18 protein-coding genes are annotated in these 19,620 nt (G+C 42.4%); 8 read left to right on the top strand and 10 right to left on the bottom strand.

Annotated features, from left to right (window positions below):
• The first annotated feature begins 135 nt into the window (after positions 1–135).
• From DW205_RS16155 to DW205_RS16130, 6 genes are all read left to right on the top strand, one after another.
• Positions 136–1,041: a hypothetical protein gene (locus DW205_RS16155; protein WP_005865736.1), complete on the top strand. Its 906-nt coding sequence runs from the start codon at positions 136–138 to the stop codon at positions 1,039–1,041.
• A gap of 2 nt (positions 1,042–1,043) precedes the next feature.
• Positions 1,044–1,637 carry a Crp/Fnr family transcriptional regulator gene (locus DW205_RS16150; protein ID WP_005865738.1) on the top strand — a complete coding sequence of 198 codons (594 nt, stop codon included), beginning with the start codon at positions 1,044–1,046 and terminating at the stop codon, positions 1,635–1,637.
• Positions 1,638–1,748: 111 nt separating this feature from the next.
• Positions 1,749–3,134, top strand: coding sequence for a TolC family protein (locus DW205_RS16145; RefSeq protein ID WP_005865740.1), 1,386 nt, complete (start codon positions 1,749–1,751; stop codon positions 3,132–3,134).
• Positions 3,135–3,164: 30 nt separating this feature from the next.
• Positions 3,165–4,178, top strand: coding sequence for an HlyD family secretion protein (locus DW205_RS16140; protein WP_005865742.1), 1,014 nt, complete (start codon positions 3,165–3,167; stop codon positions 4,176–4,178).
• Positions 4,175–5,353, top strand: a complete 1,179-nt coding sequence (locus DW205_RS16135) for an ABC transporter permease (RefSeq protein ID WP_005865745.1) — start codon at positions 4,175–4,177, stop codon at positions 5,351–5,353. Before DW205_RS16140 ends, DW205_RS16135 begins: the two co-directional genes overlap by 4 nt.
• A 12-nt stretch (positions 5,354–5,365) precedes the next feature.
• Positions 5,366–6,622: an ABC transporter permease gene (locus DW205_RS16130; RefSeq protein WP_005865747.1), complete on the top strand. Its 1,257-nt coding sequence runs from the start codon at positions 5,366–5,368 to the stop codon at positions 6,620–6,622.
• A 77-nt stretch (positions 6,623–6,699) separates the two neighbouring features.
• On the opposite strand, the gene DW205_RS16125 is transcribed toward DW205_RS16130, so the two are convergent.
• Positions 6,700–8,088 (bottom strand): DUF1080 domain-containing protein, encoded by a 1,389-nt coding sequence (locus DW205_RS16125; protein ID WP_005865749.1) that lies wholly within the window; start codon positions 8,086–8,088, stop codon positions 6,700–6,702.
• A gap of 155 nt (positions 8,089–8,243) precedes the next feature.
• On the opposite strand from DW205_RS16125, the gene DW205_RS16120 reads away from it, so the two are divergent.
• Positions 8,244–9,146 (top strand): sugar phosphate isomerase/epimerase, encoded by a 903-nt coding sequence (locus DW205_RS16120; RefSeq protein WP_005865752.1) that lies wholly within the window; start codon positions 8,244–8,246, stop codon positions 9,144–9,146.
• 64 nt (positions 9,147–9,210) lie between these two features.
• Here the strand turns inward: DW205_RS16120 and DW205_RS16115 are convergent, their stop codons facing one another.
• A complete protein-coding gene (locus DW205_RS16115; protein WP_005865754.1) occupies positions 9,211–9,966 on the bottom strand; it encodes an HAD family phosphatase in 756 nt (251 codons plus the stop codon).
• Between the two features lie 586 nt (positions 9,967–10,552).
• Between DW205_RS16115 and DW205_RS16110 the strand changes: the two genes are divergently transcribed.
• A complete protein-coding gene (locus DW205_RS16110) occupies positions 10,553–10,828 on the top strand; it encodes an HU family DNA-binding protein (protein WP_005865756.1) in 276 nt (91 codons plus the stop codon).
• A 70-nt stretch (positions 10,829–10,898) separates the two neighbouring features.
• Here DW205_RS16110 and DW205_RS16105 read toward each other — a convergent pair whose 3' ends face one another.
• From DW205_RS16105 to DW205_RS16075, 8 genes are all read right to left on the bottom strand, one after another.
• Positions 10,899–12,242 carry a glucose-6-phosphate isomerase gene (locus tag DW205_RS16105; RefSeq protein ID WP_005865760.1) on the bottom strand — a complete coding sequence of 448 codons (1,344 nt, stop codon included), beginning with the start codon at positions 12,240–12,242 and terminating at the stop codon, positions 10,899–10,901.
• Between the two features lie 8 nt (positions 12,243–12,250).
• Positions 12,251–13,246 (bottom strand): NAD(P)H-dependent glycerol-3-phosphate dehydrogenase, encoded by a 996-nt coding sequence (locus DW205_RS16100; protein WP_005861487.1) that lies wholly within the window; start codon positions 13,244–13,246, stop codon positions 12,251–12,253.
• A 12-nt stretch (positions 13,247–13,258) separates the two neighbouring features.
• Entirely contained in the window at positions 13,259–14,989 is a 1,731-nt protein-coding gene (gene lysS, locus DW205_RS16095; protein WP_008778031.1) for a lysine--tRNA ligase, read from the bottom strand.
• A gap of 209 nt (positions 14,990–15,198) precedes the next feature.
• Entirely contained in the window at positions 15,199–15,543 is a 345-nt protein-coding gene (locus DW205_RS22580; RefSeq protein ID WP_005865765.1) for a galactosyltransferase-related protein, read from the bottom strand.
• Entirely contained in the window at positions 15,540–16,004 is a 465-nt protein-coding gene (locus tag DW205_RS22575) for a hypothetical protein (RefSeq protein ID WP_005865767.1), read from the bottom strand. Before DW205_RS22575 ends, DW205_RS22580 begins: the two co-directional genes overlap by 4 nt.
• A complete protein-coding gene (locus tag DW205_RS16085; protein ID WP_005865769.1) occupies positions 15,995–17,038 on the bottom strand; it encodes a hypothetical protein in 1,044 nt (347 codons plus the stop codon). Before DW205_RS16085 ends, DW205_RS22575 begins: the two co-directional genes overlap by 10 nt.
• Positions 17,039–17,043: 5 nt before the next feature.
• Positions 17,044–18,591 carry a thioredoxin domain-containing protein gene (locus DW205_RS16080; protein ID WP_005865771.1) on the bottom strand — a complete coding sequence of 516 codons (1,548 nt, stop codon included), beginning with the start codon at positions 18,589–18,591 and terminating at the stop codon, positions 17,044–17,046.
• Positions 18,592–18,610: 19 nt separating this feature from the next.
• Complete coding sequence (locus DW205_RS16075; protein WP_232299927.1) at positions 18,611–19,603, bottom strand: 6-bladed beta-propeller; 993 nt, start codon at positions 19,601–19,603, stop codon at positions 18,611–18,613.
• Positions 19,604–19,620 lie beyond the last annotated feature (17 nt).

Here is a 19,620-nt window from a genome sequence, read left to right as displayed (position 1 = left end):
AAGGAGTCAGTCGAAAGATTGGCTCCTTTTTTTGGTATATATCCTCTCTGTCTTTTTCTATTTTTAGGTGTACTTTGTTGTTCGGATGGATAAGAAATTGTAATTTTGTGCTTTTGTAATAGCTAAGAACCTCATATGGATACTGAAAAGAAAGAGAATAAAGAAGTAAATAAACTTTCGCTACTTATTGTAGCAGTTATAGTATTGGTACTGATTATTGCTGGTGCCGGTTATTATATTTATCATCAAAAGCAGCAAATGACTGATTTGGTGGAAACCTTTGATCTTGAGAAAGAATCTTTGGAGGATGAATATAATGAATTGTCTCTTCAATATGAAGGTTATAAGTTTAGCGTAGGCAATGATTCCCTTGTTGCCCTATTATCTACGGAGCAAGCAAAGGTACAACGTTTATTGGAAGAATTGCGTACGGTGAAGGCTACGAATGCGAAGGAAATAGCTCGCTTGAAAAAGGAATTGGATACCTTACGTAAAATCATGCGTAACTATGTTGTCCAAATCGATTCCTTGAATCGTGAGAATGAGCAATTGAAGGTTGAGAAGAAAGAGGCTGTTCAGAAATATCAGAGGGCTACTTCACAAGCTGCTACCTTGAAAAAGGAAAAAGAGAAATTGACGGAAAGAGTAACGTTAGCTAGTCGTTTGGATGCGACGGATATTAACGTGACTCCTGTGAACTCTCGAGGAAAACTAGCTAAGCGTATTAAGAAGATGCAGCAATTCGTCGTGACTTTCAAGATAGCGAAGAACATTACCGCTCCTGTCGGCGAAAAGATGGTATATGTACGGATCATGAAACCGGATGACGATATATTGGTGAAAAGCCGTGCGGATGTATTCGCTTTTGAAGGAAAGGAAATCAATTATTCTATGAAGAAAATGATAGAATATGAAGGTGAGGAGGTGGTTGTGACCATGTATTGGAATATCGAGGAATTCTTATCTCCGGGTACTTACCGTGTGGATATTTTCTCTGACGGTAATTTGATCGGACAGAAGAGATTTACCTTGGATGATTAACTATGAAATTATCTCCTGACTTTGAGAAGTTCCTAAGTTTTATTCCGGAGATTCTGTCTCGAGATGAATCTTTCCTAAGGGATTTGGAAAGTTGTACTCGAGGTGTGACAATCCGGAAAGGGGATTATTTGATTCGTACGGGCGAGTTGTGCCAAGATGCCTATTTTATTAATAAAGGGCTTTTTATCAATCAATATATTAATGAGAATGGGAATGAATGCGTAACCGGTTTCTCCTCGGACAGTATGTACCCTTTTGTTTCTACAATCGGTTATTTTACACAAGTCCCTTCCGAGTTTGAGGTGAAAGCTATCGAGGATGGTGAATTACTTTGTTTCTCCCGGACGGATATCGAACGTTTGACGTTGGGATATCCAGCTTTCGCTACCTGTTATCAGAATGTGATGCTGATGATTATTTCCAAGCTCTATTCAATGTTCGCTGTCCGTCAAACCTGTAAGGCGGAAGAATTCCTGAAATATCTTTATACGAACCACCAATGGATCGTAAGCCGGGTACCTGATAAATATATAGCTCAATATATGGGGGTTAGTGATTCTTGGTATTGTAAGTTGAAGAAACGTATCCTTTATTGAATTAGTTCAATTTTATATTCGCTTTAAACCTATACTTTTGTGCGGGTTTTTATATTTTTGTCACATAGGGAATATGATGGCATTATATAGGTAGGTTAAAACGATATAAAGATGAAACGAACTATCTTACTATTAACATTTGTAGTCACGGTGAGCTGTATGCACGCTCAGCGAATGTTGACATTGGAAGAGTGCCGGAATCTGGCGATCCAGAACAATAAGGAGCTACAAATCTCTGGCGAAAAGATCAAGATGGCGGATAATGAGAAGAAAGCCGCTTTTACCAAGTATTTTCCTCAATTATCGGCAAACGGTGCCTATATGTGGAACCAGAAGGATATAAACTTACTGGACATGGGCGCTTTGTCCTCATCCTTGAGCTCTTCTTTAGGTGGCTTGGCCCAATTACCGATGATCCAACATTTGATGAGTGGGGTGAACGATATGCAACATTTGGATGTGCAGAATATCTGGGTGGGTAATGTATCGTTGGTGCAGCCTGTATTCATGGGCGGGAAGATCGTTAATTATAACCAAATCACTAAGTTTGCCAAGCAATTAGCGGAGTCAATGAATAATTTACAGTTGCAGGACTTGATTTATAAGACTGACGAGACCTATTGGCAGGTCATATCTTTGGTGAATAAGAAGAAATTGGCGGACGCTTATGTGGATTTGCTCCGTAAGATGGATAGTGATGTGACCGCTATGATCTATGAGGGAGTCGCTACCGAGGCCGATGGTCTTTCTGTCAAGGTGAAACTGAATGAGGCGGAGATGGCTCAGACTAAGGTTGAGAATGGTCTGGCTTTAACCCGAATGCTTTTAGCGCAAATTTGTGGTCTGTCTTTAGAGGAGGATTTATCGCTTGCAGACGAGAAGCTGGATAATTTTCCGGTAGAGACAACACAAGCCTCGGCCGATCTGAATGAGGCTTTCATGAATCGTAATGAACTGAGAAGTTTGGATCTGACAACGAAAATCTATAAGCGAAAAGAACGTATTGCTTTGGCAGAGATGTTGCCTAATGTCGCTTTAGCGGCGAATTACTTCGTCACGAATCCGAATGTTTTTAATGGTTTTAAAAATGATTTCGCCGGTATGTTTAATGTCGGAGTTATGGTAAAGGTACCCTTGTCCGGTTGGTGGGAAGGCACTTATAGGCGTAACTCGGCGAAAGCGGAAACGCGCATAAAAACACTGGAATGGCAGGATGCTCGTGAAAAGATCGAGTTGCAGGTAAATCAATCCGTTTATAAAGTGAATGAAGCGGGCAAAAAGTTGATCGCTTCTTCCCGTAATATGGAAAATGCGGAAGAGAATTTGCGGCGTGCGAATTTCGGTTTTGAGGAAGGGGTTATCCCGGCTTTGAACTTAATGGAGGCGCAGACAGCATGGGTTTCTGCTCGCTCTAGTTTGATTGATGCTCAAATCGAGGTGAAATTAACAGAAGTTTATCTAAGCAAGGCTTTGGGTAAACTGTCCGCAAATGAATAAGAGTAATAACAAATAAAAATATACACAGAGATGAATGAGAACAAGAAGTTTTCTATCAGTAACATGATGTTAGCTTTTATCACGGTATTGGTCGTGATCGGATTGGTAGCCTTGGCGGGTTTCTTCCTGCTTACACCGCCTGACGATATTATAATGGGGCAGGCCGAGGCCACCCAAGTTCGTATCTCCGGTAAGGTTCCCGGACGTATCGCTTCTTATCGTTTTGGCGAAGGCGATCAGGTAAAAGCCGGAGATACTTTGGTCTTTTTAGATACGCCCGAGGTTATGGCGAAGCTGAAACAAGCGGAGGCGGCTCGTGCGGCAGCGGAGGCGCAGAACGCTAAAGCGATTAAAGGAGCCCGTGAACAGGAAATCACGGCCGCTTATGAGATGTGGCAAAAGGCGCAAGCTGGATTAACTATCGCTAAGAAATCTTTCGATCGTATTCAGAATTTATACGAGAAAGGGGTGATGTCCGCTCAAAAAAGAGACGAGGTGGAGGCTAATTATAACGCTATGGTAGCGACAGAGAAGGCTGCCCGTTCTCAATATGAGATGGCAAAAGAAGGTGCCCGTAAGGAAGATAAGGCTGCCGCTGCCGCTATGGTCCAACGTGCGGAAGGTGCTATCGCCGAAGTGGAGTCGTATGTGGGCGAGAGCGCTTTGGTGGCTCCGATTGACGGGGAGGTTTCAGAACGGTTCCCGGAAGTCGGTGAGTTGGTTGGTACAGGCGCTCCGATCATGAATATCTCTGATTTAAATGATGTATGGGTAACTTTCAGTATTCGTGAGGATCTGTTGAAAGATATCAAGATTGGCTCGGAAGTAAATGCTTTTATACCGGCGTTGGGGGACCTACCGGTGAAGTTGAAAGTCTATTATATGAAGGATATGGGCTCGTATGCCGCATGGAAAGCGACAAAGACGAATGGACAATATGACTCGAAGACTTTCGAAGTGCGTGCCCGTCCGTTGGAGAAAGTCGCTGATCTTCGTCCGGGAATGTCCGTGATCTTAAAGAAAAAAGGGAAAGAGATCGTATGACCTATAAAGAAAGTTTGCATAGAATCTGGCTTATCGCGAAGCGTGAGGTGCATCGGCTGGTGGCTCAACCGATTTACTTCTTTTGTATGCTGATCGCTCCGGCTATCTGTGTCATTTTCTTTGTATCGTTGATGCATGAGGGATTGCCGACCGATCTGCCGATAGCAGTGGTGGATATGGATAACTCTGCTACCTCGCGCAATTTGATTCGCCAGTTGGATGCCTTTGAGCAGACAGAGGTGTATATGAAAACCATGTCGTTTACCGAGGCTCGTCAGGAAATGCAGAAAGGGAATGTATATGGAATTTTTTACATTCCATCCGGTTTCGCCGTGGACGCCACATCTGGAAAGCAGCCCCGGTTGTCTTTCTATACGAATGGTACCTATTTGATCGCCGCTTCCTTGCTGTTTCGGGATATGAAAACGATGTCGGTATTGGCGGGGGCCGCTGTGGGTTTACAGACCGGACAAGCTAAAGGGTATACCGAAGCGCAGATCATGGGACAGCTACAACCGATCGTGATCGATACGCATCCGATCGGCAATCCGTGGTTGAATTATTCGGTATATTTGAATAATACGGTTTTGCCGGGTATCATTCAGTTGATGGTATTTCTAGTGACAGTATTCAGTATCGGTACGGAAATTAAATATTCCACATCCCGTAAATGGTTGGATATGGGAGGGAGTTCTATCGCAGTTAGTTTGTTGGGAAAGTTATTGCCGCAGACGGCTATTTTTACGGTCGTAGGCTTTATGTATTGTGCGGTGTTATATGGATTTAATTCTTTCCCGTTAAATAGCGGTTGGTTTCCGATGCTTTTGGCGATGTTTTTGCTGATTATATCCTCTCAGGCGGTAGGCGTATTTATGATCGGCGTATTACCGACTCCCCGTTTAGGGCTTAGCTTCGCCAGCCTGTTCGGAATGATCTCGTTCTCCATTGTCGGATTCTCGTTTCCGGTACAAGGTATGGACCCTACGTTGCAAGCGTTGGCTCGTTTGTTTCCTCTACGGCATTATTTCTTGATTTATGTCGATCAAGCCTTGAACGGGCGGGCACTATTCTATACGTTGGGCGAGTACGCTTGGTTGTTGGGATTTCTGATCTTGCCGTTCCTTATCGGGCGGAACTTGAAGAGGGCGTTGTTGGATTTCAAATATCTACCGTAAAAACAGTATGTGATGAAAAGAGAACATCGTTTACGATATATCATAAAGGAAGGTCTTCTGGATACGTTTTATATTTGGAAGGATGAATTGAGAAACGTGTTTAAAGATGCGGGGGTCATGATTTTCTTTTTCTTGGTGCCTTTCGTATATCCGCTGCTTTATTCATTTATATATAATAACGAGGTAGTACACGAGGCGAAGATGGTGGTGGTAGACCAAAGTGATTCCTATTTGAGTCGTGAGTTTACCAGACGGGTTAACGCCACGCCGGATGTGGAAGTAGTGGGTGTTTGTCCGGATATGGCGGAAGCCAAGAAGATGTTGGATGAGAAGAAGGCCTATGGAATTTTGCTCTTTCCCCCGGATTATAGTAAGGACCTGCATGAAGGGCGACAGACAACCGTCTCGTTGTATTGCGATATGAGCGCCTTATTGTTTTATAAGGCTTTCCTTTTGGCGACGACAGAGGTGTCATTGGATATGGGTAAGGAACTTCGGATGCATAATAATCCGTCGTCTACGGATAAGATGGACCAGATCACGGTAGACCCGATCCCGTATGAATCGGTAGCGTTGTTTAATTCCCAGAATGGCTTTGCCAGTTTCTTGGTACCGGCTATCTTGATCTTGGTGTTGCAACAGACTTTGATATTGGGTATCGGAATGTTGGGAGGAACGGCCCGGGAAAAGAACCGCTTTCATAGTCTGGTGCCTATTTGCCGGCATTTTAATGGGACTTTGCGTATCGTGTTCGGCAAGTCGCTGACTTATCTTTTGCTGTATGTGGTGGTTTGCATCTGGGTATTGGCTATTGTCCCTAAGTTATTCTCCTTACCTCAGGTTGGTGAGCCACTGACTATTTTGTTGTTTTTACTGCCTTACCTGTTTGCCTGTATTTTTATGTCTATGACGCTATCTGGATTTATGACGAGTCGTGAGTCACCTATGTTGGTATTCGTTTTCACGTCTGTCATCTTGTTATTTATCTCGGGTGTCTCTTGGCCGGAGGCGGCTATTCCTTCGTTTTGGAAAGTGGTGGGTTATTTGTTTCCTTCTACTCCGGGTATCCAGGGATTTATTCGTATCAATACGGCTGGCGCTTCCTTGCATGAGGTGGCGCATGAATATCGGGTATTATGGATTCAAGCGGGCGTATATTTCATCTTGTCTTGTATCATTTACCGTTATCAGATCATACGTAGCCGCAAGATGATTATTAAGCAATATCGGTATATGAAGATGCGACGGATGTTGCGAGAGAGAGAATAATCCCTCGTTTAGGTCTACCCTAATCGCTCATTTAGGGTGTCCCTAAACGGGGGATTAGGGTGAGGGTAAATGTGTGATTAGATTTTAACTTTCGGTTTATACATATCCTCAGCCGTCAGGCCACATTCTTTCATCATGCGGATACTGTAAGACAGATCGCTGACGTTTGGTGTCACGTTGTTACTTCCAAACGTGAATTTAACGCCGGCGGCTTTCGCCTTCATAATGATCGCTTTATTTGGAATGTTGTATAGTTCGTTGATCTCTAAAGCTTTTCCGCTTTTTGCCAATGCCTCGACGAAACGGTTCATGCGGGCCTCCGTCCAGAATTCGTCAAAACGCTTATCCATCGGAGATGGCAAGAAACAAGGATTTACATAGATATCTACCGGCTCTTCCAATACGGAGCAGATACGATCTACGATCATGTCCATATATTGCTCCTCATTCTCGATCCAAGTCTCTTCCGGAATCCATAGGCGGGTACGGCGACCTTTATTGTCCTTGAACGTCAAAGCGTCCGTAAACACATAGTCGAATTCTTTAAGAGTCTCGGGAGAGAATGTGGTTATCCATTCGCGTCCTTCCGCTTGCATACCAAGGATGAAAGGCTGTGAGCGCATCTCATTTAGGTAATCCATGACTTGTTGGTCGTTCGTGATCGGGAAACCGATGCCGCAGTTCGGTGCGATCGTATAATTGATACCGGTCTTGCGGGATTGCTTAGCGGCAACTTCCTTGGTTAATCCTCCTTTTAAATGCACGTGATAATCCAATACAGGGAAATCCGATTGATGTAATTTTATGATCTCGTCATTTTGCTCATCGTTAGCTTCCGCCAATTGTGCGTTGATATCGATCGTGGATTCATCAATTACGTTCACGGTGATGTTCTTGATCTGGATCTCACCGCTACCATCACTCTCTATGCCAAATGTCCCTTCCGATAATAAGGCATAGGTGTTAGCGTCCGTACGATACGGTGCGGTCGGTTGGATATACTCTACAACCGGTTCGCCGTTTATATTTACATCGATCTCTTGTCCGGCTACCCGGATATCCATCTTGAACCATTGATCTTCTTTTACGAAGCTTTTGGTCAAATTCCTCACGGAAACAAGACTTCCTGTCATTTTCCACCAAACCTTATCAGCCCGGTCATTATTGATAGCGATACGATATCCTTTCTTCAAGTTCGGGTCCGTATGGAACCAGACGGCGCCTTTGCCTCCCGGGGTAGTACGTAAATCAAGGGTCAGATCGAAGTTTTTGTATTTGCCGTTTTTCAGTACGACCAGCGCATCCGTACCTTTCAAGGTCATTATGTCGTCTTGAACGGAGACATCGCCTGTCATTTTCCATTTGTTACTATCTTTGCCATCGAATAAGGTGCCACTGCCAGAAACACTACAGGCTGTGGTCAGGACAAAGAGAAGGCCCATCGCTAGAATTGATAATTTTTTCATGATATAAATGATTTAAGTAATAATATATCCTCCAAAGATAACGAAAATTAAAATACAATGTCCTTTTTGAAGATTTTAACTTCCATAAAGATATAAACCTAAGAATATAGTCTTACTTTTGTAAAAATTCTCAATCAAACTTAATTAATAGTACTATGCAGAACAGACGTAATTTTTTGAAGCAAGCCTCTTTGATGCTTGCGGGTGGGTTGGTAGCCCCGCAGTTATTATCTTCTTGTGGCGGTAAATCAGGACAAGCTGCCGCTACAGCATCGGAGTCTTCTAAATATATAGGGCTTCAATTGTATTCTTTAAGAGACCTTGTAAAAGAAGAAGGTATCCAGAAAGTATTGGAAACCGCCGCTAAGATGGGTTATAAGAATCTGGAGACAGCAAGCTATGATAACGGTAAGATTTACGGTTTAGCTCCCGCTGAATTTAAGAAAATGGTGAATGACCTAGGTATGAAGTGCACGAGCGCTCACCTTGGACAGGCCTTTACGAAAGAAAAAGAAGCCGAGGTTATGAGTTGGTGGGATCAAGCGATCGATGCTCATAATGAGTTAGGCGTTAAATATATGGTTCAACCGTGGATGCCGGTTAACGATAAGACTACATTGGATGACTTGAAGATGTACTGTGATTATTTCAACACGGTTGGTTATAAGACCGCTGCCGCTAGTATCGCATTCGGTTATCATAACCATGACTTCGAGTTCCGTAAGATTGACGATCAGTTGATCTATGATTATCTGTTGGATAACGTAAGCCCGAACCACGTATTCTTCGAGATGGATGTATACTGGGTAATGATGGGTGGCGGTGATCCTGTCGCTTACTTGAAGAACCGTCCGAGCCAGTTCAAGGCTATCCATATCAAGGATGAGAAAGAGATCGGCGCAAGCGGTAAGATGGATTTCAAGCCTATCTTCGATCAAATGTACGCTAATAACGTAAAGGATTGGTATGTTGAAGTGGAACAATATACTAACAATGATCCGGTTGCCAGCGTTCAGCAAAGCTATGATTTCTTGAATAAGGCTGATTATGTGAAATAATCCGTTCGATGATAAAAAAGAAGAGGCTACTTCATTATCGGGTAGCCTCTTTTTTTATGTTCGCTTATTTGGAATACTCGTTCAATCGGGTGGATTTCGCAAGCTCGATGATTTGTTTCCAATCTTTAGCTAAGTTTTCCATATCCGGATATAGTAAATCCGCTCCGGCATCTAATAAAACTTGATCGGGGAGAGGTCCGGTGTTTACGGCTATCGTAAAGATATTGGCTGCCACGGCAGCTTCTACTCCCATGGGAGCGTTCTCTACCACAAAAGTTTCATTAGGCTTCGCATGCGCTTTTTGAAGTCCCATTAAATAAGGTTCGGGGTGTGGCTTGCCATATTTCACGTCGAAAGCCGTAACCATTTTCTCTCGGTTGAAATGTCCCGGATAGGTATGGTTTAGCTTATCGATCAAGCTATGTTGGCCGGAACCGGTGACAACCAATCGTTGCAGTCCGGATGCTTCCACTTCTTTTAGAACCTCTGCGGCGCCGGTCATGGGGGCACCGTCATTATAGGTATTGAATAGATCCGCTTTCTCTTTATAGATCGTTTGCTTCTCCTCGGCGGTAGCGTCTCGTTGGAAAGTGCGTTGGTATAGCTCGTTGATCGTGCTTTCCCCAGTACGTCCTTCGAACATATAAAAGTCTTCCGGCCGAGAAGTTAGCTGATGGAGGGTCGCTACCTCATGCCATGCCCGTGCATGAAAACGCATAGAGTCATATAATACACCATCCATATCGAAAAGAACAGCTTTGGGAGAAAGGGATTCCTGCCTGTGTTTACGCAGATATCGGATAATCGCTTCTTGAATCATGTTATTACCTTCTTAAAAACCAATACAAAGGTACGTAATAAATCGGAATTAACAGAAATGGGAGGAAAGCTTCTTGAAATTAAATAAATATGATATATAATGGAATTTCATTTTATGAAACAAAAATGGTTTAAATGGGTGCTCACTTTTGATCCACCTACATGTATACCCTAACCGGATTGATTAATTCTATAATTATCTGGATGAGTTGATAGATGTATTGAAAAATAAGGGATATAAATTTATTTCGTTGAGATAATCAATCAATAAATTATGACGTAGTTCGATGAGAACTCTAGTAAGCGCATTAATAACGAATTTTCAAAGGCTATAACTTGCTATGAATAAGTAATATCATAATACTGTATACTATTTCTTATTAATTATATTTCTACCAAAGTCTCACTAGTCTATCTGAAAGGGGTTCAATTATACCTACATTTAGGTATATGATATTTCTGTATGCATTGATTTTTAATATATGATATTTTGATATTCCCCAAATATTCATATATTTGCAATGATTAAACAACTAAGTTCTCATCGGACTCTTTTCTGGTGAAGAATGGTATATTTATTATCTAGTATGAATAGAGGAGAATTAGTACAATCTCTTGTGGAAGAAACAGGATTGCCGAAAAATGTTGTTAGAACCGTAGTGAATGCGTTACCGACTGTTGTGGCGAAAGGAATGCGGGAAGGAGAATCTATTTCCATGAAAGGATTTGGATCTTTTGTACCTTGGCAACAATCCGAGCGATTGGCACGTAATCCGAAAACAGGGGAGGAAGTAATGATTACTCCACGTGTCTCGGTCAAATTCAAGGCCGGGAGCGATTTACTTAAAGAATTAAATGAGTAATAAAAACTATTCAAACGAAAAAACGGTTTCCTCGTGATGAGAAAACCGTTTTTTTATGGGGTAAATCGTATTATAAACGTGCTTTGATAGCTTCGCTTTCTTTCTCGTATCCCGGCTTATTCAACAGGGCGAACATATTCTTCTTATAAGCCTCGACACCCGGTTGATTGAATGGGTTAACGCCCAACATATAACCACTGATGCCACAAGCTTTCTCGAAGAAATAGAACAACTGACCAATATAGAACGCACTTACTTCCGGCATAGTTACCTTGATATTAGGAACGCCACCATCTACGTGAGCTAACTGAGTACCTAACTCAGCCATCTTGTTTACCTCGTCTACATGCTTGCCTGCCAAGAAGTTCAATCCATCCAAATCAGCCTCGTCTGTAGGAACCAATACGCTATGATCTGTAGCTTCCACGGAGATAACCGTTTCGAAAATCGTACGCTCACCGTCTTGAATCCATTGACCCATGGAATGCAAATCGGTTGTCAAATCTACAGATGCGGGGAAAATACCTTTACCGTCTTTACCTTCGCTCTCTCCATAAAGTTGTTTCCACCATTCTGCGATATAATGCAATTTCGGATGGAAGTTAGCCAAGATCTCAATCTTTTTACCGCTCTTATACAACTCGTTACGAGTAGCGGCATAGATAGCGGCCATATTATCAGCGAAAGGAACGCTCGCGTCTGTAGCTTTTTCCATGGAAACAGCTCCAGCAACCAAGTCGCGGATGCTGATACCTGCCACGGCGATCGGAAGCAAACCTACCGGAGTTAAAACAGAGAAACGTCCACCTACGTTATCAGGGATGACGAAAGTCTTGTAACCTTCTTGATCCGCCAAGGTACGTAAAGCGCCTCTCTTAGCGTCCGTGATAGCTACGATACGATGTTTAGCCTCTTCCTTGCCAACAGCATCTTCCAATTGTTTCTTCAAGATACGGAAAGCCAAAGCCGGCTCTGTAGTCGTACCAGACTTGGAGATATTGATAATACCGAATTGCTTACCTTTCAAAACTTCGCTTAATTCATAAAGATAATCCTCTCCGATATTGTGTCCGGCGTATAACATAACCGGGTTTTTACGGTCGTTTTGCAACCAGTCGAAGCTGTTGTTTAACGCTTCTACTACCGCTTTGGTACCCAAATAGCTACCACCGATACCAATGGCTACGACCACTTCACATTTAGAACGAAGCACGTTCGCCGTATTCTCGATGTCGGCCAACTCTGTGTCCGTGATAGAAGAGGGGAGATGCAACCAACCCAAAAAGTCGTTACCTGCTCCGTTACCGTTATGTAATGTGGCAATACATTCCATTGCCTTGGCCTCTTGAGCGTAAACCTGTTCCTTGGAGACAGTGCCCAGAGCCTTGTCGATGTTTAAACTGATGTTTTTCATATGCTATTTTATTTAAACGTTTCCGTTAATTGACGAATGACCGTTGTTGGCGATTTCTTCTCGTACAATATATCATAAACAGCGTCCAGTATCGGCATGTTCACTTTATATTTCTCATTGATCTCACGCATACACTTGGTTCCATAATATCCCTCGGCGATCATTTCCATCTCCAGCTGCGCTGTCTTCACGGAATATCCTTTACCGATCATGGTTCCGAAAGTACGGTTACGGCTGAACCGGGAATAAGCGGTAACCAGCAAATCGCCAAGGTAGACGGAGTCGGTGATATCCCGCTCCAGCCCGTGTACGGCGTCCACGAAATTACGCATCTCCTCAATAGCGTTCGAGATAAATACGGCTTGGAAGTTATCGCCATATTTCATCCCATGGCAAATACCGGCGGCGATAGCGTACACGTTCTTCAGTACGGCGGCGTATTCGATACCGGTCACATCCTTACAGAAGGAATTCTTTAAGTATTGATTCTTGAAAACGGGGGATATCGTACGGACCTTCTCGATGTCGGAACAAGCCAACGTAATGTACGAGAGCCGCTCCAGAGCGATCTCTTCCGCATGACAGGGACCACCGATAACTGCTATATTTTCTGTCGGAACCTTGTAATACTCCGCGAAGTAATCCGTAATCAACATATTCTCATCCGGTACGATACCCTTGATCGCCGAGATGATAAACTTATCTTTCAAAGAGGTCTTCACCTTCTTCAAATGTTGTTTCAAGAAAGGGGAAGGCGTAGCGAAGATCAAGGTATCCGAGTCCTTGATCGCTTGGTTGATATTGGAATAGAAGTTTATCTTGTTCGTGTCGAATTTCACGGCGGTGAGGTAACACGGGTTGTGTCCCAACTGCTTGAACTCCTCGATACGATCGGGCCTACGCATGTACCAGTTGATACTATCTTGAGTTGAAAGTACGATCTTGGCTAAGGCGGTAGCCCAGCTACCACCTCCCATTATCGCGATTTTTCCGGGCAAATCCATCGTATCACGCTTTTATTCTCCTACATTGGCTATCCAAGCTTCTATTTCTTGGATCGTAGGATTTTGCAGTTCTAACTTATATTTTTTATTAAGCTCACAAAGCTCTTGTCTTAATTTGTTGGCGTTCGCTTCTTTCAGCGTGTCAACCGTCAGGTAGCCGGCTTTCTGCAAAGCGGGAACCCACTCCTCGGAAATACCCAAGGCTACGTATTTGTCGGCGTTATCTTTCTTTGCGGTTTTCTCCGGACGCATTTGCGGGAAAAGCAATACCTCTTGGATCGTTGTCTGTCCGGTCATCAACATAACCAGACGGTCGATACCGATACCGATACCCGACGTAGGAGGCATACCGAATTGAAGGGCGCGTAAGAAATCTTGATCGATGAACATCGCCTCGTCGTCCCCTTTCTCGCTCAAGCGTAATTGCTCCTTGAAACGTTCTTCTTGGTCGATCGGATCGTTCAGCTCGCTATAAGCGTTCGCCAATTCCTTCCCGTTTACCATCAACTCGAAGCGTTCGGTCAATCCCGGTTTGCTACGGTGCATCTTAGTCAGCGGGCTCATCTCAACCGGATAGTCGATGATGAAGGTCGGCTGGATAAACGTACCCTCGCAGAACTCCCCGAAGATCTCGTCGATCAATTTACCTTTACCCATCGTATCGTCGATCTCCATCTTCAATTCCTTGCAGATCGTACGGATCTCGTCCTCGCTCTTACCTTCCAAGTCGTAACCCGTCTTTTCCTTGATCGCCTCCAAGATCGGCAAACGGCGGAAAGGAGCCTTGAAGCTGATTGTCTTACCGTCGATCGTGCTCTCGCTCGTACCGTTCACGGCGATACAGATACGCTCCAACAGCTTCTCAGTGAAGCTCATCATCCAGTTATAGTCTTTGTATTGGACATAAAGTTCCATACAAGTGAACTCCGGGTTGTGCGTACGGTCCATACCCTCGTTACGGAAATTCTTACCGATCTCGTATACACCCTCGAATCCACCGACGATCAATCGTTTCAAATACAACTCGGTAGCGATACGTAAATATAAATCGATATCCAAGGAATTATGATGTGTCGTAAACGGACGTGCGCTAGCTCCTCCGGCGATAGATTGCAGGATCGGAGTCTCTACCTCCGTATATCCGGCCTCATCCAAGGCGGTACGCATGGTCTTGATGATAGCCGCACGTTTCATGAAAATATCTTTTACACCCTCGTTTACTACCAAATCCACGTAACGCTGGCGATAACGAAGCTCCGGGTCATTAAAACCGTCGTAAGCGACACCGTCCTTATATTTAACGACCGGTAGCGGACGAAGTGATTTAGACAGAACTGTCAATTCTTGCGCATGAACGGAAATCTCTCCCATCTGAGTACGGAAAACGAATCCCTTGATCCCGACGAAATCACCGATATCCAGTAATTTCTTGAAAACGACATTGTAGGTGTCCTTATTCTCATCCGGACAAATATCGTCACGGGAGATATAGACCTGTATTCTGCCTTCGGAATCCTGTAATTCCATGAAGGAAGCCTTACCCATGATACGACGGCTCATGATACGGCCGGCGATACTTACCGGGCGTGGCTCAGCGTCGTCTTTGAATGTCTCTTTTATTTCTTTGGAAAATGCGTTCGTTACATACTCAGCTGCGGGATAAGGCTCTATCCCCATCTGACGCAACTGCTCCATGCTATTACGTCTTATTATTTCCTGTTCACTCAGTTCTAATAGATTCATTATGCTATTATTTTGTATAATACGGCGCAAAAGTACAAAATATTTCTGATTTATGCTGACTTATGTGGTAAAAGGTTGAGGTCCCCGATCTTGTTTGTTCATGGATAAAGTATCTTAGGTTCATCGGTAAAGTATCTTAGGATCCTTGGTGAAGTATCTTAGGTTTGTAGGCCAATGAACTTAAGACCCAATAATTTTATCTTTCATCACTAAATACAATTCTCTATTTTGAATCCAAGGTTGAACTTTTCTCGAAGTTCCTCTTTGGAATAGTTTACTACTTCATTCATATCATGCATCGCTTTTTCGCTATGTATCCTTGAACGGAACATCCCATTTTGATCCCGGGGATGAGACAAATGGAATAAACAGCCCTCACTCCGATAAATCCGGTAGCCAAAACTCAACCAACGGTAATGTCTTTCTCCGTCCTCCAAGCCCCAGCCATAGAAATCCTCATTCTCCATACCCGCTTGCAGGTATTTTTCCGTTTGGGCGAAGACCGCTCCCCCGACTGCGCCTATCACTCCCTCTACTGTGTACAAAGAGTTCATCTTTGCTTGATTTTTTTTAGGAAATCTAAGTCACGATGGAGCCAATAATGTTCCCTCAATATATCTGACGTATCTAAAAAATTACCATCATATGGATAAGCGACATCAGAAGTCCTAGTTCTAAGCTGTTTCACCGCATCCAATATTTGAAGGTGGTCCAGTATCACATCTGCGTCCCAAATACAAACAAGTGGAGTATCAACCTGCTTTGCGAGGATATTCAAGTATTTGGTCTTGTAGAATACAGGATCTTTATCCACGAGGAAAGTGTACTTCACCGTATCATCTTTTATTAACGAGGGGATAATCTCATTTTGGTATGATGAGGCCTCCAGAATTAAGATGCGTGTCCGGAAATAACGTACTATTGAGTCCACGGACATCAACAGGTTCTCCAAACGGATCATGGAATCGATCCGTACGGGAATAATAAATGTTGTATCTGTCAAGTCTATTCGCATAAATATCTTTGCTTAATGTTTAACAATGTCAACACCGTACCGGGGAAACCATTCAGCAATCCTCGGTGTATATTATAGTAGTATTCGTTCTCCATTAGGGCATCCCAAGCGTCAGACGAGATGATCCGATCGTAAATTAAGTGCGGATTGAAAGGAATAGTGTATTTAGGAAAGTCCTTGTTTAATCCCTCCAACAAGAAATATAGAGAAGCGTATCCATTGCTGATATAGATATCCCTGCCTTTGATCTCTCTATTATATATTATGTCTAGGTTGATTGATTTTCTTAGTTCGTCCACATATCTTTGCCAATCCGGCGAACAATCCCGTAAAGGTAGCATGCCCCATAACAGATATAGTCGGTTTAAATGCAGATGAGGCAAATGGGAGAACATATACAGAGATAGTTGTTCCAGAACCTTTTGTATCCGATCCTTGTAAAAATCATATTGTATAAGACAGGACAGGGTTTTCATCAATATCGGTACGTGATATTGGTAAATGGAAAACGTATAGGATTCCTCGAAAAAGGAGGCGTCTATCAAATCGGCCAATTGATTAACTAACTTGATTGCTAAGCCCTCGAAAGGGAAACGCTCATTATCGTTTGTCTGGATTTCCAGCCTTTTATAAATGTAATATAAGAAATGGATGAGTTGAGACAGGGAATACCTAGATTCCATATTTCCGAAAACCAGCTTCTTGAATAGCAAATCATCGATACCACTTAGCAAATCATTAATATCACCGTCTACAAATTGCTTTTTTACAATATAATCCAATCCTAACGCAACTCCGCATAAACCTTCCTCCACGGTAAGTTCTGCGTTTTTAGAGAGAGCGTTTTCCAAGAGATCGTCCAGCAATCTCTCAGCCTTCTCTTTATAAATAGCTTCTTGCGTATAATCATACAAATGGTATAAATAGATGAGTAATCCCATTTTGCCATGAGCCAATCCGAAAGGGTAGCTTGTATGTAATGAGCCTATCAAATGCTTATTTAGCGAATCTATTTGTGATGCTAATTTATTCATAGTACTTAATTTATTAAATACGACATATCCTTTAACTCATATTCTTCCGGCAATAAATAACCATTTATCAGAATTGTAGGAGTGGAACTTATCGTATTGCGTTTAACCCATTCGTTTTGTGCTTGTATGTTGGCTAACATTTCTTTGTCATTTAGATTTAACTTGTATCTCTTATAGCAACCTTCTCTTTTATGACGCTCTTTTGTATACCAGTCGGACAGGAATCGTAAATAATCTGATTCCTTATTTAGTAGATACATGGAGGTTAGTAGCATAGCGCTAGGTTCTAATTCCTTGCTAAAAGAGGTCAAGACGATTTGTATGCAAATCTCCTCTTTATATTCTTTGAGTAACTCTTCTATTTGGGGATGTAACCTTGCGCAAGGGGCACAATGTGGATTCGAGATAATGGTAATCCATTCCTTGGCATCCGTATTTCCCAATAATATTCCTATATTTTTATCAATGTCATATTGAGGCTGTTCGTTTAATAATGTCCTAAATACAGAGGCATTCAGTTTTATGCAGCTAAGTTTATTGTTGCTTTGTTGGGTTTGCTTTTCTTTTACATATAATGCGACAATAAAATGGATCAGTAGAATGACGAGTCCATACATGCATCCAATGGAAATAGAATCAAATAAATTCCATTGATTGAAATCTATGCCTATCGCAAATAGAGAGATAAGAAAGGTGATCCATACGGTAGCTTGTACAGATAAACATAAAGCGCACCATTGTTTTACCCTAAATTTTTGGTACCATACGCTCCACGCTGTATAAGGTAATGCGATTATATTCAGAGTCTCTGCATATATAACATATTGGGGCAACAAGGCGATAAACAATATTGCGGAAAGAAAATATCCTAAGCCGAAGACACTCCAACTGATCCCCAAGAAATGAGATGCTTGGGAATCCAATGTCCCGTTGCAATCACTGGATTTCAAAAACAGGGAACAAATTTTGTTGACATATTTATCCGAGCCTAAGATCTCTCGAGAAAGCAGGATACCGCAGAAAGATGCTCCGATCACATTAACACCCCATAACCCCCAGATTCCTATCTCCATTCCTCTGTTGGTGATAAGGGCACACCCTATTAATGATAGAAGTAATGAAACGAAACATGCGATTACTATCCGCTGTCGTAAGTATTCCTTTCTATGCTCTTTATAATCCGGTTCAATAGATTCATCGGTGGATTCGAAAAGAAGGACGATTCCTGACCATCGTTCCAAGAATACCGGGATAGATAATGTGATGTTTTTACCTCGCCATGAATAGATGATTGCCTCGGTAGAAACATGTCGCACCAATACAAACTCATGATCTACGTAAGCCACAAAGGGTACATCCAATGAGGATAAGTTTTCTTGTGTTTTTTGAATTTCGGCCGCTACATTCTCTATATTATAATAACGTAGCATCTCGGACAGTCCAAACAGATTGTTTTTGTGTGGATGGCTCTCGTAGAATCTTATGGTAAAATCTTCCGTGTGCTTTATCGATAAGATTTCTAAAATTTGGATGAATAGATTGTCATGTTCCATTGCTTTAGGTCTTTAATGATTACCTTAGTTTACCAATGAACAACACCGGGTTACTCTCCTCGTCCAGTCCGGGGAAACGCCTTGCGAACTCTTCCTTCTTCAAAACGTCTTCCGGATACATCAGCATGGCGCACCAGCCCTCATCTAACGAGAAGAACTGTTTGGGCAACCACCGGAAGTTGTCATCGAACTTGATGTTCTCTAAAACTCTTGCGTTCCCGTCTTTTTTGTCGATTAAGGCTATTCCGTTCAGGTCATCCCTTTTTCCCTTGAAGGAGAGTAATATTGTTTCCTTTGATTCCACGTAATCCGGGATATGCCCGATGTATCCTTTCTCTGTCTCCTCCATTACTATTTGCACATAATCCTTTCCGTCTTGTGCCCAAAATCCCGCTGGAGGAATTTTATTGTCGATATTTATTCGATATCGAATTTTAGTGCTATCCATTGTACACTCAAGTATCTCATTGCCTTGATAGCCATGAGAGAGGATATGCCCCTCTAAACGTTCGAACGAATTTGTGTATGAGCTGATATATTTGTTCGCTTTTTCTATGGAATCATACGAGTTGATAAGATTTCCGCTCTTTGGGTTGATTATCCTGTAACGCGACTGCCCCTGTATAGGCATGTTTTTTATAATGTATGAGCTGTCATTAAATTGGGTGATAGCCTCTATATATCCTATATTTTCATGATCTGCCCATTTGCGAATAAATTTGAACGAATTAGAATAAGTCGTAATATCGTTCGCAGAAGAAATCAAAATATCTCCATTAGGCCATATTGTAAAATTTCCTAAGAAGAAGTACGATTGAGGATCTTCTCCCTTTTTATATAAATAGCGTTTGATTTTTCCATATTTATCCCATATGATTAATTGATTTCCCGAGCCTATGTAGATATCTTCTTGATAGATAACAATGTTCTTGATATTGTAAAGTTCTTCTATCAATGCGTCATCCCTTGTTTCCAAGGGGACATACCAATATTCCTCAAATACTTCATTCACATCTTTTTCTACCCGAT

Source organism: Parabacteroides sp. AM17-47, from assembly GCF_003434625.1.
GTDB classification, from domain to species: Bacteria; Bacteroidota; Bacteroidia; order Bacteroidales; family Tannerellaceae; genus Parabacteroides; species Parabacteroides distasonis.
The sequence above is the reverse complement of the archived record's forward strand: the minus strand, read 5'-3'. Positions and strand labels throughout refer to the sequence as shown.

What these genes read in the sequence shown, in the direction of transcription:
- DW205_RS16155 (WP_005865736.1), top strand. Translation starts at nt 136, where the DNA reads ATGGATACTGAAAAGAAAGAGAATAAAGAAGTAAATAAACTTTCGCTA.
- DW205_RS16150 (WP_005865738.1), top strand. Translation starts at nt 1,044, where the DNA reads ATGAAATTATCTCCTGACTTTGAGAAGTTCCTAAGTTTTATTCCGGAG.
- DW205_RS16145 (WP_005865740.1), top strand. Translation starts at nt 1,749, where the DNA reads ATGAAACGAACTATCTTACTATTAACATTTGTAGTCACGGTGAGCTGT.
- DW205_RS16140 (WP_005865742.1), top strand. Translation starts at nt 3,165, where the DNA reads ATGAATGAGAACAAGAAGTTTTCTATCAGTAACATGATGTTAGCTTTT.
- DW205_RS16135 (WP_005865745.1), top strand. Translation starts at nt 4,175, where the DNA reads ATGACCTATAAAGAAAGTTTGCATAGAATCTGGCTTATCGCGAAGCGT.
- DW205_RS16130 (WP_005865747.1), top strand. Translation starts at nt 5,366, where the DNA reads ATGAAAAGAGAACATCGTTTACGATATATCATAAAGGAAGGTCTTCTG.
- DW205_RS16125 (WP_005865749.1), bottom strand. Translation starts at nt 8,088, where the DNA reads ATGAAAAAATTATCAATTCTAGCGATGGGCCTTCTCTTTGTCCTGACC.
- DW205_RS16120 (WP_005865752.1), top strand. Translation starts at nt 8,244, where the DNA reads ATGCAGAACAGACGTAATTTTTTGAAGCAAGCCTCTTTGATGCTTGCG.
- DW205_RS16115 (WP_005865754.1), bottom strand. Translation starts at nt 9,966, where the DNA reads ATGATTCAAGAAGCGATTATCCGATATCTGCGTAAACACAGGCAGGAA.
- DW205_RS16110 (WP_005865756.1), top strand. Translation starts at nt 10,553, where the DNA reads ATGAATAGAGGAGAATTAGTACAATCTCTTGTGGAAGAAACAGGATTG.
- DW205_RS16105 (WP_005865760.1), bottom strand. Translation starts at nt 12,242, where the DNA reads ATGAAAAACATCAGTTTAAACATCGACAAGGCTCTGGGCACTGTCTCC.
- DW205_RS16100 (WP_005861487.1), bottom strand. Translation starts at nt 13,246, where the DNA reads ATGGATTTGCCCGGAAAAATCGCGATAATGGGAGGTGGTAGCTGGGCT.
- lysS (WP_008778031.1), bottom strand. Translation starts at nt 14,989, where the DNA reads ATGAATCTATTAGAACTGAGTGAACAGGAAATAATAAGACGTAATAGC.
- DW205_RS22580 (WP_005865765.1), bottom strand. Translation starts at nt 15,543, where the DNA reads ATGAACTCTTTGTACACAGTAGAGGGAGTGATAGGCGCAGTCGGGGGA.
- DW205_RS22575 (WP_005865767.1), bottom strand. Translation starts at nt 16,004, where the DNA reads ATGCGAATAGACTTGACAGATACAACATTTATTATTCCCGTACGGATC.
- DW205_RS16085 (WP_005865769.1), bottom strand. Translation starts at nt 17,038, where the DNA reads ATGAATAAATTAGCATCACAAATAGATTCGCTAAATAAGCATTTGATA.
- DW205_RS16080 (WP_005865771.1), bottom strand. Translation starts at nt 18,591, where the DNA reads ATGGAACATGACAATCTATTCATCCAAATTTTAGAAATCTTATCGATA.